The sequence below is a fragment of the Micromonospora sp. CNZ322 genome, from assembly GCF_007827755.1.
The window spans coordinates 275,150-292,026 of record NZ_VITD01000006.1 but is presented as its reverse complement, the minus strand read 5'-3'; the positions used below and the strand labels follow the sequence as shown (position 1 = coordinate 292,026).

The window sequence follows — 16,877 nt, the reverse complement described above, 5'->3', positions numbered from 1 at the left end:
CGTGAGCGTTACAGTGCGACCACGGGGCGTGCTGGTCGCGTCAACCAACCGGCTCAGTGCCCGACCGGCTCGCGCCACATCGGCCAGAACGGCGTTCCGTCGGGCACCCGGAACGGCTCGCCGGCCAGGTAGCCGTGCTTCGCGTACAGGTCCCGACTGCGCGGGCTGCTCGCCTCCAGGTACGCCGGCATCCCGTTGGCGTCCAGCCAGGCGTGATGGTGGCGCATCAGCGCGCTCCCCAAGCCCTGCCCCTGCCGGTCTGGCCGGGTCGCCAGGAACGCGAGGTGGTGGTGGTCCGGGTGCGGGTGGTTCGCCGCGAACAGCTCGTCGAGGTGCTGGAAACGGTCGGTCCACTCGCCGCAGGCGGCGGCCAGTCGGGCGTCGTAGTCCGCCGGCGGCGGCGCCGGCTGGCCGACCGACGGAAACCAGACCGCGACCGAGGCCCGGTCCGCGGTGGCGTGGACGATGCCGTGCCGCATCGCGTGCCCGACCAGGATCTCGAAGTCGCCGGCCAGTACCGCCTCCCGCTTGCTCGGGTCGGGGACCAGCCAGTACGTCACCTCCAGGATGGTGAACGCCTCGGCGATCCGACCCGCCACGAGGGTGGTCTCCTCCGGCCCTAGTTGCTCGATGACCACGCTCATCGGGTCACCTCCACGGCGGCTGGCGCCTCCGGCTTGACGGCCGCCGCGGCGCTCGCGGCCCCCAGGCCGATCCGGGCGTACGTGTCCGGGCGGTTGCTGCGCAGCAGCAGGGCCCAGCCGATGCCCAGCAGGGCGGCCACCGGGTACGCGGCGGGCAGCGCCCAGCGCAGCGTCGAGTCCGGCGCGACACCGAGCAGGTTGGCGAAGTTCGACACGGCCAACCAGATGATCACGAAGAGCGCGATGGTGGCCAGGCCGGGCGCGATGGCCCGTCGCCAGAGGTTCTCGCCCCCGGCGGAGCGGGCGAAGTAGGCGATCACCGCCACCGAGGTGGTGGCGATCAGCAGCAGGACACCGAAGCCGCCGGTGGTGCCGACCCAGAAGAAGAGCTGGACCACCGGATCCCAGCCGTTGACCGCGTACAACAGGATGACCAGCAGTCCGAGGACGCTCTGCGCCAGCGAGGCGGCCCGCGGCGCCCCGGTACGGGCCGAGGTCTGCCCGAACACCGCCGGCAGCACGCGTTCCCGCCCGAGCGCGAAGGTGTAGCGGGCCGTGGTGTTGTGGAACGAGATCATCGCGGCGAGCACCGACGTCAGGAAGAGCACCTGCCCGATGGTGACCGCGGTGTCGCCGAGGTGCGCGGCGGCCAGGTTGAAGATGAGCCCGACGCTCTGCTCCCCGGCCTCGGCGACGATCTGGTCCTGCCCGACCGCGACGGTCATGGTCCAGGACGACAGCGCGTACAGCCCGGCGATGATCGCCACCGAGAGGTAGGTGGCCAGCGGCACCGTCCGCTTCGGGTCCTTGCTCTCCTCGCTGAAGACCACCGCCGACTCGAAGCCGACGAAGCCGAGGACGGCGAGCACCAGCACCGCGCCGACCCCCGGCACGAAGAGGTTGTCCGGTGAGAACGGGGCGAAGCTGACCCCACCCTCGGCCGGGTTGCCGAGTTGTCCCAGGTCGAAGACGAGGACCACCACGATCTCGGCGACCAGCAGCGCGGCCAGGACCATGCCGTTGAGGTCGACCCGGAGCAGGCCGAGCAGGCCGACCAACGCCCACGCCACCAGGGCCACGACGGCCCAGTGTGGGTGCCCGCCGAAGAGCCGGTCGAGCACCGGTTCGGCCGCCACGCCGATGGTGCCGTACAGCCCGACCTGCAACGCGTTGTACGCGATCAGCGCGACCCAGGCGGCGCCCACGCCGGCAGGTCGGCCGAGGCCACGGGAGACGTAGGCGTAGAAGGCGCCGGCGTTCTCCACCCGGCGGGACATCGCCACGTAGCCCACCGAGAAGAGCGCGAGCACCGCGGCGATCAGCAGGAAGGCCAGCGGGATGCCGGTCACCCCGATGACGCCGTAGCCGGTGGTGACGACGCCGGCCACCACGGTCAGCGGCGCGGCGGCGGAGAGGACGAAGAAGATCACCGAGGGGATGCCGAGACGGCCTCGGGCCAGGGCTTCGGAGACGTTGCTGGGTCGGTCGACTGTCGATGTCGGGGGCATACGACTACTCCGATTGTCGAGGGGAGAGTTGGGGGTTACCGGGGGATCAGGGGACGCCGCGCAGCACGGCGGCGCCGACGGCGGCCTCGGTGTGCCCGACGAGTTCCTTGAGTGGCGCCGGCAGCGCGGGGATGAGGACGTTCAACCGGTGGTGCGCGCGGGGGCCGGCGCTCCACAGCACCTCGCGGGTCAGCCCCGCGGCCACGACCAGGCCGAGCAGCAGGGCGTCCGGCACGCCCGGTGGGTCCGGCCGGTCCAGCAGGGCCCGTAGCCGGGTGGCCGGCCAGGCCACCGCGTTGAGGTCGATCGGCAGGTAGCTGACCGTGGTACGCAGCAGCCGGCGACTCTCCTGGCGGCGCAGCACCCCGGCACGGGCCAACCGCTCCCCCACCGAGGTCGTGGCGCTCTGCGCCAGGAAGCTCAGCCAGGTGCGCAGCTCCCGGTGCTGGGACTCACCGACCAACTGGTCCAGCACGGTGTGCGCCAGGGCATCGGCCGGCGGACGTCGGTCGATGACGGTGATCTGCCCGGCCGTGACGGTGATGTGTCCATAAAGGATCAGCTCGCCGAGGAGCCCGCCGGCCAGCCCGAGTCCGGTCGCCGCCGGGTGCAGTTTGGCCTTGCCGCGACTGTCGTTGTGTGCGATGAGGAAGAACTCGTCGGCGATGAGCAACGGTCCTCCCGCACAGGTGTGTCCACAGTGATCGCGACCGGGAAAGGATGCACCGACAGCTACTGCAACGCAACTCCCAGATTTGAAAGTTGCACTCCGTGCATCTGCGACCTGCGGATCTTGTCGTGGCAGACTCGGACGGTGACCGCCACTCCCGCCATCCGACCCGCCGCCAGCCCGACAGTGCGGCGACGCCGCATCGCCCGGGAACTCCGCCAACTTCGGGAACGCGCGGGCATGACCCTCGATGTGGCCGCCCGTCAGCTCGACATGTCGAAGAGCAACCTCTCCCGGATCGAGACCGCACAGATCGGCATCAAACCGCGCGACGTCCGGGCCGCTCTCGCGCTGTACGAGGTGACCGGTTCGGATGCCGAGGCGCTGATCGAGATCGCCCGGGGGGCACAGCAGCGCGGATGGTGGCAGAACTACAGCGACGTGCTTCCCGAGTGGTTCGAGTTCTACGTCGGGCTGGAGGCCGAGGCGGCGGCGCTGCGCACGTACGAGGCCGAGTCGGTGCCCGGGCTGCTGCAGACCGAGGCGTACGCCCGGGAGATCTTCCGGCGCACCGCCGGCGAGGACGGTCTGGAGCGCAAGGTCGCCGCCCGACTGCGCCGACAGGAGGTGCTGCGCCGCGAGGACCCTGTCGATCTGTCGGTGATCCTCAACGAGGCGGTGCTCCTGCGCCCGGTCGGCGGCGCCGCGGTGATGGCCGAACAGCTGGTCCACATGAGTCGGATCGCGCAACTACCCAACGTGACAATCCAGGTACTTCCATTCGCGGCTGGCGGGCATCCGGCCATGAGCACCCCGTACGTGATCCTCAACTTCGCCGACGCCGCCGACGCGTCCGTTGTTTACCTGGATAACCTCACGATGGGACTGGCTCTGGAGGAAGCCGATCATGTGCTCGGGTATAGCCTTTTGCACGAGGAGCTGTGCCGGATGGCGCTCGATCCGACGGCGTCGTTGACCCGTCTTGAGCATGCTTCTCGTAACTTTGCGTGACCGCTTCTGCGGCACGCCGACGCAGACGAGAGGTACCGCGGATGACGGCGTACGACCTGACCCGAGCGGACTGGCGCACCAGCACGCGCAGCAGCGGCAACGGCAACTGCGTGGAGGTCGCGACAGTCGACGGTCAGGTCGCCGTCCGGGACAGCAAGGACCGCTCCGGCCCGGTGCTCGCCTTCGGTGCGCCGGCCTGGCGGGCCTTCGTGCTCGGCGTCGGCGAGGTCCGTCGCTCCTGACGCACCCGTCCCGGTGCGAGACTGGGCCGTGCTCTCCGACGTAACAGTTGACCTGCCGGTCCGTCCGGTGCTGCCGGCGCTGGTCGCGGCACTCGACGCGGCCGGCGCCGGTGTGCTGGTGGCCCCGCCGGGCACCGGCAAGACCACCCTCGCGCCGCTGGCCGTGGCGGACCGGGTGACCGGTCGGGTGGTGATCGCCCAACCCCGCCGGGTGGCGGCCCGTGCCGCTGCCCGGCGCATGGCCGAACTGCTCGGCGAACGGGTCGGTGAGCGGGTCGGCTACGCGGTACGCGGCGAGCGCCGGGTCGGCCCGGCCACCCGGATCGAGGTGGTCACCACAGGCCTGCTGGTCCGCCGGCTGCACCACGACCCGGAACTGCCCGGCACGGGTGCCGTGCTGCTCGACGAGTGCCACGAACGCCAACTCGACGCCGACCTCGCGCTGGCCTTCACCGTGGAGGCGCGCGCCACCCTCCGGCCGGACCTGTGGCTGCTGGCGATGTCGGCGACCCCGGACACCGACCGGTTCGCCGCGCTGCTGGGCGGGCACACCCCGGCCCCGGTGGTACGGGCCGACTCGGCGTTGCACCCGGTGGAGCGGATCTGGATGCCCCCGGCGCGCCCGATCGCCCCGCCCGGGGCCGGGCCGGTGGACCGGGCCCTGCTCGACCACGTGGCCGCCACCGTCCGGCGGGCGCTGCGCGAGCACGACGGCGACGTGCTCGTCTTCCTGCCCGGGGCCGGCGAGATCGCGGCGGTCACCGGCAGGCTGGCCGACCTGCGGGACTCGGTCGCGCTGCTGCCGCTGCACGGCCGTCAACGCGGCACCGAGCAGGACGCCGCGCTGCGTCGCGCGGACCGGCGGCGGGTGGTGCTGGCCACCGCGCTGGCCGAGACCAGTCTGACCGTCCCGGGCGTACGGATCGTGGTGGACGCCGGGCTGTCCCGGGTGCCCCGGATCGATTTGGCCCGTGGGCTGGGCGCGCTGGTCACCGTGCCGGTCTCCCGCGCCGCCGCCACCCAGCGGGCCGGCCGGGCCGGCCGGGAGGCCCCCGGGTACGTCTACCGCTGCTGGTCGGCGGCGACCCACGAGCGGCTGCCCGCCCGTGCCGAGCCGGAGATCGCCACCGCCGACCTGACCGGCTTCGCGTTGGAGCTGGCCGCCTGGGGCCGACCGGACGGCGTCGGGCTCGCGTTGCCCGACGCGCCGCCGGCAGCCGCGATGACGGTGGCCCGGGACACCCTGGAGACCCTGGGCGCTGTCGACGCCGACGGTCGGATCACCGCGCGGGGGCGCTCGATCGCCGCCGCCGGGGCGCACCCACGGCTGGCCCGGGCGCTGCTCGACGGCGCCGGCCGGGTCGGCGCCGACCGGGCCGCCGAGGTGGTCGCCCTGCTCGCCGAGGAGAGCGCGGCCGGCCCCGGTGATGATCTGGTCGCCGGTTGGCGTCGGCTGCGCACCGGCGTGGACGCGGGCGCAACCGCCCGTTGGCGCACCGAGGTACGCCGGCTACGCGCCGCGCTGCCTGCCGGCGCCCCGCCGAAGGGCCGCGCCGACGCCGCCGGCCGCACCGGCTCGGGTGGACTGAGCGACGATCTCGCCGCCGGGCTGCTCGTCGGTCTGGCGTACCCGGAACGGTTGGCACGGGTGCGGCGGCAGGGCGGTTCGGCGTACCTGATGACCGGCGGGACCGCCGCGGAGCTGGCGGCCGGCTCGGGGCTGACCGGGTCCGACTGGCTGGCTGTGGCGGTCGCGGACCGCACCCCCGGCGCGCCGTCGGCCCGCATCCGCCGGGCCTCCCCCGTGGATGAGGCGACGGCCCGGGAGGCGGCCGGCCCGTTGCTGCGCACCGGCCGCGAGGTCGGCTGGTCGGACGGGGACGTGGTGGCCCGGGAGGTGACCCGGCTGGGCGCGATCGAGCTGGTCCAGCGGCGGCTGGACCGGCCGGACCGGGCGGAGGTGGCCGCCGCGCTGCTGACCGGCCTGCGCCAGGACGGGCTGGGGCTGTTGCCGTGGACGCCAGCGGCTCGGGCGCTGCGCGAGCGGCTCGCGTTCCTCCGGCAGCACCTGGGCGAGCCGTGGCCGGAGGTCGGCGACGACTCGTTGCTCGACGCCGCGCCGACCTGGCTGGGCCCGGAGCTGGCCGCCGCACGACGCCGGGCCGACCTGGCGCGAGTGGACGTGCCGTCGGCGCTGCGTCGGCTGCTGCCCTGGGCGCAGGCCGCCCGCCTCGACGAGCTGGCTCCGGAGCGGATCGAGGTGCCGAGTGGTTCCCGGATCCGGCTGGACTACGGCGACCCGGCCGCGCCGGTGCTCGCCGTGAAGCTCCAGGAGACGTTCGGTTGGCCGGCGGCCCCCCGCATCGCCGACGGTCGGGTGCCGGTGCTGCTGCACCTGCTCTCCCCCGCCGGCCGCCCGGTGGCGGTCACCGCCGACCTGGCGTCGTTCTGGCGTACCGGCTATCCGCAGGTCCGCTCCGAGCTGCGCGGGCGCTATCCCCGGCACCCGTGGCCGGAGGATCCGGGAACGGCGACACCCACCCGGCACGCCACGCCACGTCGGCGCTGAGCGCCGGCCTACTCCTCGACGACGTCGGCCACCACGACTGTGACGTTGTCCGGCGCGCCGGCGTGCAGGGCCAGGTCGATGAGCTTGGCGGCGCAGGCGTCCCGGTCCGGATAGCCGCTGAGCACCTCGGTGAGGGTGTCCGGACGCACCACGTTGGAGAGGCCGTCGCTGCACAGCAGCCACCGGTCGCCGGCCCGGGGCACCATGGTCGCGTACGACGGGGAGACCTCGTCACCCTGCAACGCCTGGGTGACCACGGCCCGGCGCGGGTGGCTGCTGGCCTGGTCCGCGGTGATCACGCCCTGATCCACCAGCATCTGGACGAACGTGTCGTCCCGGGTGACCTGCTTGAGCACGCCCTCGCGGAACAGGTAGGCCCGGGAGTCGCCGACGTGCGCGAGTGCCAGGCAGCTGCCGGTACGGGCGAAGAGCAGGGCGGTCAGCGTGGTGCCCATGCCCTGGCGCTCGGGATCCTCGGCGACCGCCTGTCGGATCCGGGAGGTGGCCAGTGCGATGCCACCTTCGAGCGCGGCCACCAGGGCGTCCTCGGGTGTCTCCACGTCCAGCGGGGCGACCGCGTCGATGGTGAGGGCGCTGGCCAGGTCGCCGGCGGCCATTCCGCCCATGCCGTCGGCGACGGCGACGAGCCAGGTGCCGGCGTGCAGGGCGTCCTGGTTTCCGCTGCGGATCAGCCCACGGTCGCTCGTTCCCACGGAACGCAGCTTCAGGGTCATGGGAGGCAGCCTGCCAGGCGAAGGGCGCAGTTGTCTCTAGGAGATCAGGACGACGGCGCGTGGCGCGGCCAATCTCACGTCCGGGTGGCGGCGCGTCGGGAGGCGCCGCTCGGGCTGACCGCCCTCGTCGGATGCTGAAACCCATCCAACCAGATCAATTGACATGGCGTACCCGGCACTGGAAACATCGAGCCGATACCTGGGAGCGCTCCCAGGTTACCTCCGCATCACAGTGCCACCACCAACGTCCCACTTTCCGTCCCGGAAGGACTCCCCGTGACGCCATCCCGACGCCGCCTCCTGTTGGCTGCGGCGACCACTCTGGCCCTCACCGGCGCGGGCGCCGGCGCGGCCCACGCCGACCCACCACCGGACGCCCCCGAGCAGATCGACAACGGCGACTTCAGCGCCGGAGTCAGCCCCTGGTTCTCCTTCGGCACCGGCGCGCTGGCGGTCACCGACGGCCAGCTCTGCACCACCGTCGCGGGCGGGCTGGCCAACCCGTGGGACGCCGGCATCGGCCAGGACGGCGTACCGCTGATCGCCGGCGCCGAATACACCCTCGGCTTCGCGGTCTCCGCCACCCCCGGCGCCGCGGTCAAGGCCGTGCTGCAGCTCGGCAGCGCCCCGTACACCACGTACGCGGCAGTGGACGCCACCGCGACCGGCACCCTCCAGCGGGTCGAGCAGACCTTCACCGTCCCGGACGACAACCCCAGCGCCCAACTGATCTTCCAGGTCGGCGGTTCCGCCCAGGCGCAGACCATCTGCCTGGACGACGTCTCGCTGCGCGGCGGCGAGCCGCCCGAGCCGTACGAGCCGGACACCGGGCCACGCGTGCGCGTCAACCAGGTCGGCTACCTCCCCGGCGGCCCGAAGAACGCCACTGTCGTCACCGAGGCCACCGAAGCGCTGCCCTGGCAGCTGCGCAACGCCGCCGGCGCCGTCGTGGCCAGTGGCACCACCACCGCTCGCGGTGTCGACGCCGCCTCCGGGCAGAACGTGCAGACTGTCGACTTCTCCAGCTACCGCACCCCCGGCACCGGGCTCACGCTCACCGTGGACGGCGAGACCAGCCACCCGTTCGACATCTCCGGCGCTCTCTACGACCAGCTGCGTTCCGACTCGTTGCAGTTCTTCTACGCCCAGCGCAGCGGCATCGCCATCGACGGTGACCTGATCGGCGACGAGTACGCCCGACCCGCCGGCCACCTCGGCGTCGCCCCCAACCAGGGCGACACCAACGTGCCCTGCCAGCCGGGTGTCTGCGACTACTCCCTCGACGTGCGCGGCGGTTGGTACGACGCCGGCGACCACGGCAAGTACGTGGTCAACGGCGGCATCGCCACCTACCAGCTGCTGAACACCTTCGAGCGGACCAAGACGGCGGCCACCGCCAACGGCGGCGCGGAACTCGCCGACAGCACGCTGCGGGTGCCCGAGCGCGACAACGGGGTGCCGGACATCCTCGACGAGGCCCGCTGGGAGCTGGAGTTCCTGCTGCGCATGCAGGTGCCCGCCGGCAAGCCGCTCGCCGGCATGGTCCACCACAAGATCCACGATCAGAACTGGACCGGACTGCCCCTCTCGCCGCAGGACGACCCGCAGCCGCGCGAGCTGCACCCGCCGTCGACCGCGGCCACCCTCAACCTGGCCGCCACCGCCGCCCAGTGCGCCCGGCTCTTCGCCCCCTACGACGCGGCGTTCGCGACCCGCTGCGGCACCGCCGCGAAGACCGCCTACGCCGCGGCCAAGGCCCACCCGGCGGTGTACGCCAGCCCGACCGACGGCACCGGCGGCGGCGCGTACGACGACAGCAACGTCACCGACGAGTTCTACTGGGCGGCGGCCGAGCTGTACCTGACCACCGGGGCGCAGAACTACCTGGCCGACCTGACCGCCTCGCCGCACCACACCGGGAACGTGTTCGACGCACGGGGCTTCGGCTGGCAGAGCGTGGCCGCGCTGGGCCGCCTTGACCTGGCCACCGTGCCGAACGGGCTACCCGCCGCCGACCTGGCCCGGGTCCGCGCCTCGGTCACCGCCGCCGCCGACACGTACCTCGCCGAGCTGCGCCGGCAGGCGTACGGGCTGCCGATGCCCGGTGACGCCAACAGCTACTTCTGGGGCGGCAACAGCAACGTCATCAACAACGCCGTCGTGCTGGCCACCGCCTTCGACCTGACCCGCAACCCCGTCTACCGCGACGGCGCCGTGCAGGCGATGGACTACATCCTCGGTCGCAACGCCCTGAACATCTCCTACGTCACCGGCTGGGGCGAGCACGCCGCGCAGAACCAGCACAGCCGGATCTTCGGCCACCAGCTCGACCCGAACCTGCCCCGACCGCCCGCCGGCTCCCTCGCCGGTGGCCCGAATGCGGCCCTCCAGGACCCGTTCGTGGCACAACTGCTCGCCGGCTGCGAGCCGATGTTCTGCTACGTCGACGACATCAACTCGTACTCGACCAACGAGGTGGCGATCAACTGGAACTCGGCGCTGGCCTGGATCTCCTCGTTCCTGGCCGACCAGGGTGACGCCGGCGCGGTGCCGGCCACCACCTGCACGGCGCGCTACGCCAACTACGGCGCCTGGCAGGGCGGCACCGGGTTCACCGGGCAGCTGACCATCCAGAACACGGGCGCCACGACCGTCAACGGCTGGAGCGTGCGATTCGCGTTCACCGGTGACCAGCGGGTACGCGAGGCCTGGCTGGCGAAGGTCGCCCAGGCCGGCGCGACGGTGACCGCGCGCAACGAGTCGTACAACGCCAAGATCGCACCTGGCGGCACTGTGACGTTCGGCTTCAACGCGACGACAGGCGGCGGCGCCAACCCCGCTCCCGGCCTGATCACGGTCAACGGCGGAGCCTGCAGCCTCTCCTGACCCACTGCTGGTGGCCGCCCTCTCCGGGCGGCCACCATGCTCGCATGATCACGCGGCCGGCGGGCTAACCGCCGGCCGCGTTGTGCTTCGCGACCAGAGTGGAGAGTTCGTCCAGCGAGTCGATCCGGAACAGGCACCGTTCGGACACGGCCGGCATGTCGAGGATGTGACCCCACGGTGAGCGCCGGATCAGGCACGTCTTCATCCCGGCCTCCTGAGCCGGGCGGGCGTCGTTGTCGGGTCGGTCGCCGACGTACAGAATCGACGACGCGTCACCGCCGCCCTCGCGAACGACCCGCTCGAAGAAGGCCGGTGAGGGCTTCGCCACTCCCCAACCGTGCGACGTGCCGATCAGGTCGACAGGTAGGTCGAGCGCCCGAAGGGTCGACTCGGCGTGCGCTGGCTGGTTGCCGGCCAGGCCCACCACCAGGCCCTGCTCCCGCAACGAGGTCAGGCACGGTCGCGCGTCCGGGTAGAGGTCCTCTTCGCCGAACGACTCCGGCTGACCGGCGGCCGCGCGGCGCTCCAACTCGACCGCGAGATCGAAGTCCGGCCGGAAGGCCCGGAACGTCTCCTGATAGTCCAGGCCCCGGGCGATCACCGCACCGAAGACCGCCGAGAACGTGTGCCGTGGAACGCCGAGCCAGTCGGCCCAGGCGGCGAACTCGTGGGACTCGTCGAGAATCGTCCCGCCGACATCGAAGAAAATCGCGTTGATCACGTGCATCCCCCGTCACTGTCGCGTTGTCGGTGGATCATAGGCAGCGGCACGACCCGCCACCAGGACTCCATGATCACTTGATGGTGAGCAGCTGGAACACCGCGACTTCCGCTACTGACCACCATGTGATCGAGGGCAGGCGGCGGTGTGCCGCTCCGCAGGAGCGTTCGGGGCGAGCGTGCCTCCGGCTGGCGCTGTCGAGCTGATGACGCAAACGATTCACCGGGCGCGGCAGCAAAACCGATGGATCGGACGCGCCCCCGAGTGAGCCGAATGCCGCCGGCGCGAGGACCGCTCCGTGCGCCCGGCCCGTGCCGAACCGTGCGCTCTGAAACTGTCGTACACCTGTTCTATTCTCGTTCCATGTTGGAGGGGCTGGCGCAGGCGGAGGCGGCAGTCGCCGGCTGCGTTGACGCGTCGGCGTGGGCTCTTCCGGAGCACGACCTCGTCGCGGCACTCGACGCCGCGCACCGGCTCGAACAACGCCTGGCCATGGTCAAGTTGGCCCTCGTGCGGGAGCTGGACGGTCGAGGCACCGCGACCGCGCAGGGCGCGTCCTCGACGGCCGTGTGGCTACGGGACCGGCTGCGCCTCGGGGTTGGTGCCGCCCGCCGTCTGGTCGAGCTGGCCGCGACGCTCGATGCCGCCCCGGCCGGTGTGCGGGACGCGCTGGCCGGCGGAGCGGTCGACGTGGAGCAGGTCCGGGTCATCGCCGACACGGTCAGCACAGTGCACGCGGCCGCTGGCGCCGAGGCTGCCGAGAAGGCGGTGGGCGTCCTGGTCGAGTGGGCCGGGCAGTTCGAGCCAGCCCTGCTGCGCAAGCTGGGCACCCGGATCCTCGACCACGTCGCCCCAGAGGTCGCCGATTCCGCCGCCAAGGCGGCGATGGAGGCCGAGGCCCGCCGAGCCTGCCGAGACCGCCATGTGACGCTGTCCGAGCTGCGGGACGGCCGACTGCGACTGTCCGGCATCCTCGACGGCGAGGCGGCCGGTCTGCTGCGCGCCGCGATCGACCCAATGACCGCACCGTCCGGCCCAGACGATCCGCGTTCTCCCGGGCAACGCCGGCACGACGCTTTCGCCGACCTCTGCCGGCTTGCCCTGCGCACCGGTGAGCTGCCCGAGCACGGCGGCGAACCCGCCCAGCTCGTCGTCACCACCAGCTTCGAGACGTTGGCCCGGCGGCTCGGCGCCGGCACTCTCGACACGGGCCCACAACTCACGCCGGAGACGGTCCGCCGCCTCGCCTGCGACGCCGCGATCCTGCCCGCCGTCCTTGGCGGCAGCGGCCAGACGCTCGACGTGGGCAGGCAACGCCGGCTCATCACCGGTCCCCTGCGACGCGCTCTGGTCCTGCGCGACCGCGGCTGCGCCTTCCCGGGCTGCGACCGCCCACCCCGCTGGTGCGACGCCCACCACATCCGGCACTGGGCCGACGGCGGCAGCACCAGCCTGACCAACGCCGTGTTGCTCTGCGGCCACCATCACCGACACGTCCACAGTGGTGAGTGGACCGTCCGGCTCGGCGGCGACGGTCACCCCGAATTCGTTCCGCCGGCCTGGCTCGACCCCGAGCGGCTCCCCCGCCGCAACCAGTACCACCGGCGGACGTGACCTACCCAAGATCGTGTGTCCTGCCGATCAGGAGGTGACGGGCCGCCGTGGCTAGGGCGGCATGGTGATGGTCTACCTGGTGGAGAAGATCTTTGTGCTGAGCCCACCCCACATCGGCCTCGCCACGGAATGTGACTGGCACCGCACTACGCGGGGCATCGACGAGCAGGCGGCGGCTCTAGGGTCGGTGAATGGGTACCACGGCGGAGGTTCGTGACCGCTGGCGGTCGCTGTCGCCGCTGCCGCCGCCCGGTCGGCTACGCACCCTGTCGTTGGCCACCCTCGCCAACACGATTGGCACCGGGCTCTGGGTAACGGGTGCGGCGCTCTTCCTCACCCGCGCCGTGGGCCTGACCCCGACGGAGGTGGGGGTCGGGCTCACTCTCGCCGGCCTGGTCGGGCTCACTGCCAGCGTGCCGCTCGGCGGGCTCGCCGACCAGTGTGACCCGCGGAGCCTCCGCGCCGTCCTGCAACTAGCGCAGGCCGCCGTCGCCGCCGCGTACTTGCTGGTCGAATCTTTCCCGGTCTTTCTGCTGGTGGCCACACTGGACGCTCTGCTGATCTCCGGCAACCTCGCCGTCCGCGCCGCGCTGGTCGCCGCGGTGGGCGGCCCGCAGGGCCGGGTGCACGCCTTTGCCACCCTGCGCGCGGTGGCCAACCTGGGCGTGGCGCTCGGTGCAGGGCTGGCCGCGTTCGCGCTGGTGGTGGACACCGGGTGGGCGTACCGACTGCTGGTGCTCGGCAACGTCGCCACCTATCTGGTCTCGGCGGCGCTGATCATGCGACTCCCGGCGTACCCGCCGGCCCGGCGGCCCTTGCGTCAGAGAGCCGGCCGGGCGCTGCGCGACGGGCCGTTCCTCGCGGTCGCCGGGGCCTCGGCGGTGCTCTCCGTACACCACGTGGCGTTGACGCTGGTGCTGCCGCTGTGGGTGGTGGCGCACACCGATGCGCCCCTGGCGACAGTCTCCGCCCTCCTACTGGTCAACACACTGCTCACCGTGCTGCTCGCCGTACGGCTCAGCGGGAGCGCCCGGCACGCGGTGTCGGCGGCGACGACGATGCGCCGGGCGGGGTTGGTGCTCGCGGCCGGGATGCTGCTCTGGGCCGCGAGCGCCGTCGTGCCCACCACGGTGGCGGTCGGCCTGCTGCTGGGCGCGACGGTGATCTACACCTTGGGCGACCTGTGGCACGCAGGGGCCGGGGCGACGCTGGCCTACGACCTCGCCGCACCGGACGCCCTCGGCGCCTACCAGGGGGTCGACGGACTGCTCGCCGGGCTGGTCCGTGCGGCGGGCCCGGCCCTGCTGACCTGGTTGATCATCGACGGCGGCCCAGTCGGCTGGCTGGCGCTGGCGGGGTTGCTCGCGCTCACCGGCTTCGCCGTGCCACCGCTCACCCGACGCGCCCTGGCCGACCGTGCCGACCGGTCACCGCACCCGGGCTGACCGTCAGCCGATCTCCTCGTCGACGAAGCACCAGCGCCAGGCCTCGCCCGGCTGCGCCGAGCGGATCACCGGGTGGCCGGTGGACGCGAAGTGCTTGCTCGCGTGCTGGTTCGGCGACGAGTCACAGCAGCCGACCTGCCCGCAGCTCAGGCAGGTACGCAGGTGCACCCAGTAGGTGTCGCCGATGGCGACGCAGTCCGCGCACTCGTCGGGGGTACGCGGCTCGGCGGCGGCACCGGCCTCGGTCAGGTGCTGACAGCTCACTTCTCAACCTCTCGCAGCAACGACTCTTCCAGGTCCAGGTCACGGTAGGCCTGCACCAACACTTCCTCAGGGATCCGGCCGGAGTCCCGGGCCGCCCGGAACACATCCCGCTCGGCGTCGATCATCTCCTGCCGCAGCCGACCGTACGCCTGCGACGGGGTCTCCCGCTCGTCGCCGCCGAGTCGTTCCCACGCCATGTTGGTGCGGTCCTCCACCGCTCGGCGCAGCCGGTCCACCACCGCATCCGGTGCGGTGGCGGCCAATTCGTCGAGACGGTCCTGGGCGGCCCTGCTGGCCTGCTGCTGCACGGCGGCCGCGGAGAGCGCGTCCTGCACCGGGTCGTCCGGCGGCAGTTTCAACCTACGGGCGACCAGCGGCAGGGTGGCGCCCTGGCCGACCAGGGTGAAAACGATCACGGCGAAGGCCAGCCAGATGAGCAACGCCCTGGGGTACGGCTCGTCATCGGCCAGGGTCAGCGGCAGGGCCAGCGCGGCGGCCAGGGTCACCACGCCCCGCATTCCGGCCCAGCCGATGATGATCGGGAACTTCGGTGACGGCCGAGCGTCACGGCGGCGGACCCGGGGCACCAACCGGGCCAGGTAGGTGGCCGGGAAAAGCCAGACGAACCGGGTCAGGAAGACGGTGCCGAGCACCGCGAAGGTGATCAGGATGAGCGAGCCGATCGGCTCGTCGAGATCGCGCAGCACCTCCCGCAGTTGCAGCCCGACCAGCAGGAAGACCAGGCCCTCCAGCAGGAAACGGACCAGCCGCCAGAACGCGCCGATCTGCAACCGGGACGCCGCGGACAGCAGCTGGGGCAGCTTGTGCCCGAGCACCAGGCCGGTGACGACAACGGCGACCACACCGGAGGCGTGCAGGTGTTCGGCGGTGAACACCACAGCGAACGGGATGATCAGCGACAGCGCGTTGTCCAGCAGCGGGTCGGTGATCCGCCGATGCAGGAAACCGAACACCAGCGCCCCGAGCGCCCCGATCAGGATGCCGCCGCCGGTGGACCGCAGCACCTCGATGGCGATCTTGTCGGCGCCGACGGCCGAGCCGACGGTGGCCATCGTCGCGACCCGCAGCAGCACCAGCGCGGTCGCGTCGTTGACCAGGCTCTCGCCCTCCAGGATGGTGACGACCCGGCGGGGCAGCCCGACCCGACGGGCGACGGCCGTGGCAGCCACGGCGTCCGGTGGGGCGACCACCGCGCCGAGGGCCAGGCAGATCGCGAACGGCAGTTGCGGCAACAGCAGGTGCAACACCAACCCGACCACGAACGCGGTGAACAACACCAGGCCGACCGCGAGCAGCAGGATCGGCCGGATGTTGTTCTTGAACGCCGGCACCGAAGTCTCCAGCGCGGCCACGTAGAGCAGCGGCGGCAGGATGCCGACCAGCACCAACTCCGGGTCGAGTTCGATCTGCGGGAAGCCTGGCACGAACGAGAGCGCCAGGCCGAAGACGACCAGCACGATCGGCGCGAGCAGACCGAGCCGGCGGGCCAACGCGGCGCCCAGGGTGGCGATCGCCAGGAAGACGACGACCGGAAACAGGCTTTCCATGGGGTACGAGCCTAGGGGTACGCCTGTTCGATCAGCCGCCCGGGCGCAGCTTCGGCAGCACCTCCGCCCCGAACGCGTCGATGAAGCCGCGCTGCTCCTGCCCGACGTGGTGCAGGGCGATCTGGTCGAAGCCGAGTTCCACGTACTCCTCCAGCCAGCCGACATGCCGACCGAGGTCCGCCGACACGTTCACCACCTCGGCGACGCGCTGCACCGGCACGTCGGCGGAGACCACGTCGAAGTGTTCGACGGTCTCCAGGTCCCAGCAGACCGGCGGGGCGAAGACATTGCTGCGCCACTGGTCGTACGCGAGCGCCTCGGCCTGGGCCTGCTCCGGCGCCCAGGAGACGTGCACCTGGAGGTGCAGCGGCCCACGTCCGCCCGCGTCCCGGTACGCCTCGATCATCTCGCGCAGGTGCGCCACCGGGGCGTTCACGGTGATCAGCCCGTCCGCCCATTCGGCGCACCAGCGGGCGGTGGCCACGCTGACGGCGGCGCCGACCAGCGCGGGCGGCTGCTCGGGGCGGGTCCACAGCCGGGCCCGATCCACCCGGACCAGGCCGTCGTGGCTGACCTCCTCGCCGGCCAACAGGGCCCGGATCACGTCCACGCACTCGCGCAGCCGGGCGCTGCGTACGTCCTTGCGCGGCCACGGGTCGCCGGTGATGTGCTCGTTGCTGGCCTCGCCGGTGCCCAGGGCCGCCCAGAACCGGCCCGGGTACATCGCACCGAGGGTGCCGATCGCCTGCGCGATGATCGCCGGGTGGTACCGCTGGCCGGGCGCGTTGACCACGCCGAACGGCATGCCGGTGGCCTGCAACGCCGAGCCCAGCCAGGACCAGGCGAAGCCGGACTCGCCCTGCCGCGCGCTCCACGGCGAGAAGTGGTCGGAGCACATGGCGGCGTCGAAGCCGACCCGCTCGGCGTGGATCACCGCCTCCAACAGGGCGCGTGGACCGATCTGCTCATGCGAGGCGTGAAACCCGAACGACGTCATGGGC

Annotated in this window: 14 protein-coding genes; 6 read left to right on the top strand and 8 right to left on the bottom strand. The window is 72.3% G+C overall.

All coding sequences use genetic code 11. From position 1 onward, the window contains the following. Window positions 1-53: 53 nt before the first annotated feature. From FB453_RS17175 to FB453_RS17165, 3 genes are read right to left on the bottom strand one after another with little or no spacing between them, the layout of a single operon-like run. Window positions 54-644 (bottom strand): GNAT family N-acetyltransferase, encoded by a 591-nt coding sequence (locus FB453_RS17175; RefSeq protein WP_112583432.1) that lies wholly within the window; start codon window positions 642-644, stop codon window positions 54-56. Next, window positions 641-2,152 carry an APC family permease gene (locus FB453_RS17170; RefSeq protein WP_145791469.1) on the bottom strand — a complete coding sequence of 504 codons (1,512 nt, stop codon included), beginning with the start codon at window positions 2,150-2,152 and terminating at the stop codon, window positions 641-643. Before FB453_RS17170 ends, FB453_RS17175 begins: the two co-directional genes overlap by 4 nt. Window positions 2,153-2,198: 46 nt before the next feature. Then, a complete protein-coding gene (locus FB453_RS17165; RefSeq protein ID WP_145791467.1) occupies window positions 2,199-2,825 on the bottom strand; it encodes a GOLPH3/VPS74 family protein in 627 nt (208 codons plus the stop codon). A gap of 183 nt (window positions 2,826-3,008) precedes the next feature. Here FB453_RS17165 and FB453_RS17160 point away from each other — a divergent pair, with 183 nt between their 5' ends. Genes FB453_RS17160 through hrpB form a run of 3 tightly spaced genes read left to right on the top strand, consistent with a single transcriptional unit; the run spans window position 3,009 to window position 6,644 of the window. Beyond that, complete coding sequence (locus FB453_RS17160; protein ID WP_486480318.1) at window positions 3,009-3,833, top strand: helix-turn-helix domain-containing protein; 825 nt, start codon at window positions 3,009-3,011, stop codon at window positions 3,831-3,833. A 41-nt stretch (window positions 3,834-3,874) separates the two neighbouring features. Beyond that, the gene (locus FB453_RS17155) at window positions 3,875-4,075 is read left to right on the top strand and encodes a DUF397 domain-containing protein (protein ID WP_112583435.1); all 201 of its coding nucleotides are present in this window, start codon (window positions 3,875-3,877) and stop codon (window positions 4,073-4,075) included. 28 nt (window positions 4,076-4,103) lie between these two features. Next, a complete protein-coding gene (hrpB, locus tag FB453_RS17150; RefSeq protein WP_145791464.1) occupies window positions 4,104-6,644 on the top strand; it encodes an ATP-dependent helicase HrpB in 2,541 nt (846 codons plus the stop codon). Window positions 6,645-6,652: 8 nt separating this feature from the next. Here hrpB and FB453_RS17145 read toward each other — a convergent pair whose 3' ends face one another. Further along, window positions 6,653-7,378: a PP2C family protein-serine/threonine phosphatase gene (locus FB453_RS17145; protein ID WP_112583436.1), complete on the bottom strand. Its 726-nt coding sequence runs from the start codon at window positions 7,376-7,378 to the stop codon at window positions 6,653-6,655. A 276-nt stretch (window positions 7,379-7,654) separates the two neighbouring features. Here FB453_RS17145 and FB453_RS17140 point away from each other — a divergent pair, with 276 nt between their 5' ends. Further along, window positions 7,655-10,264 carry a glycoside hydrolase family 9 protein gene (locus FB453_RS17140; protein ID WP_145791461.1) on the top strand — a complete coding sequence of 870 codons (2,610 nt, stop codon included), beginning with the start codon at window positions 7,655-7,657 and terminating at the stop codon, window positions 10,262-10,264. A gap of 64 nt (window positions 10,265-10,328) precedes the next feature. On the opposite strand, the gene FB453_RS17135 is transcribed toward FB453_RS17140, so the two are convergent. Then, window positions 10,329-10,985 carry an HAD family hydrolase gene (locus tag FB453_RS17135; RefSeq protein ID WP_145791459.1) on the bottom strand — a complete coding sequence of 219 codons (657 nt, stop codon included), beginning with the start codon at window positions 10,983-10,985 and terminating at the stop codon, window positions 10,329-10,331. Window positions 10,986-11,348: 363 nt separating this feature from the next. On the opposite strand from FB453_RS17135, the gene FB453_RS17130 reads away from it, so the two are divergent. Beyond that, the gene (locus tag FB453_RS17130) at window positions 11,349-12,599 is read left to right on the top strand and encodes an HNH endonuclease signature motif containing protein (RefSeq protein WP_145791457.1); all 1,251 of its coding nucleotides are present in this window, start codon (window positions 11,349-11,351) and stop codon (window positions 12,597-12,599) included. A gap of 191 nt (window positions 12,600-12,790) precedes the next feature. Further along, window positions 12,791-14,044 carry an MFS transporter gene (locus FB453_RS17125; RefSeq protein ID WP_145791455.1) on the top strand — a complete coding sequence of 418 codons (1,254 nt, stop codon included), beginning with the start codon at window positions 12,791-12,793 and terminating at the stop codon, window positions 14,042-14,044. Between the two features lie 3 nt (window positions 14,045-14,047). Here the strand turns inward: FB453_RS17125 and FB453_RS17120 are convergent, their stop codons facing one another. From FB453_RS17120 to FB453_RS17110, 3 genes are read right to left on the bottom strand one after another with little or no spacing between them, the layout of a single operon-like run. Beyond that, complete coding sequence (locus tag FB453_RS17120; protein ID WP_145791453.1) at window positions 14,048-14,308, bottom strand: UBP-type zinc finger domain-containing protein; 261 nt, start codon at window positions 14,306-14,308, stop codon at window positions 14,048-14,050. After that, on the bottom strand, window positions 14,305-15,876 hold the full coding sequence (locus FB453_RS17115) for a Na+/H+ antiporter (RefSeq protein WP_145791450.1): 1,572 nt from the start codon (window positions 15,874-15,876) through the stop codon (window positions 14,305-14,307). Before FB453_RS17115 ends, FB453_RS17120 begins: the two co-directional genes overlap by 4 nt. A 31-nt stretch (window positions 15,877-15,907) precedes the next feature. After that, window positions 15,908-16,873: a TIGR03885 family FMN-dependent LLM class oxidoreductase gene (locus FB453_RS17110; RefSeq protein WP_145791448.1), complete on the bottom strand. Its 966-nt coding sequence runs from the start codon at window positions 16,871-16,873 to the stop codon at window positions 15,908-15,910. Window positions 16,874-16,877: the final 4 nt, after the last annotated feature.

What these genes read in the sequence shown, in the direction of transcription:
- FB453_RS17170 (WP_145791469.1), bottom strand. Translation starts at nt 2,152, where the DNA reads ATGCCCCCGACATCGACAGTCGACCGACCCAGCAACGTCTCCGAAGCC.
- FB453_RS17115 (WP_145791450.1), bottom strand. Translation starts at nt 15,876, where the DNA reads ATGGAAAGCCTGTTTCCGGTCGTCGTCTTCCTGGCGATCGCCACCCTG.
- FB453_RS17125 (WP_145791455.1), top strand. Translation starts at nt 12,791, where the DNA reads ATGGGTACCACGGCGGAGGTTCGTGACCGCTGGCGGTCGCTGTCGCCG.
- FB453_RS17110 (WP_145791448.1), bottom strand. Translation starts at nt 16,873, where the DNA reads ATGACGTCGTTCGGGTTTCACGCCTCGCATGAGCAGATCGGTCCACGC.
- FB453_RS17175 (WP_112583432.1), bottom strand. Translation starts at nt 644, where the DNA reads ATGAGCGTGGTCATCGAGCAACTAGGGCCGGAGGAGACCACCCTCGTG.
- FB453_RS17155 (WP_112583435.1), top strand. Translation starts at nt 3,875, where the DNA reads ATGACGGCGTACGACCTGACCCGAGCGGACTGGCGCACCAGCACGCGC.
- FB453_RS17130 (WP_145791457.1), top strand. Translation starts at nt 11,349, where the DNA reads ATGTTGGAGGGGCTGGCGCAGGCGGAGGCGGCAGTCGCCGGCTGCGTT.
- FB453_RS17145 (WP_112583436.1), bottom strand. Translation starts at nt 7,378, where the DNA reads ATGACCCTGAAGCTGCGTTCCGTGGGAACGAGCGACCGTGGGCTGATC.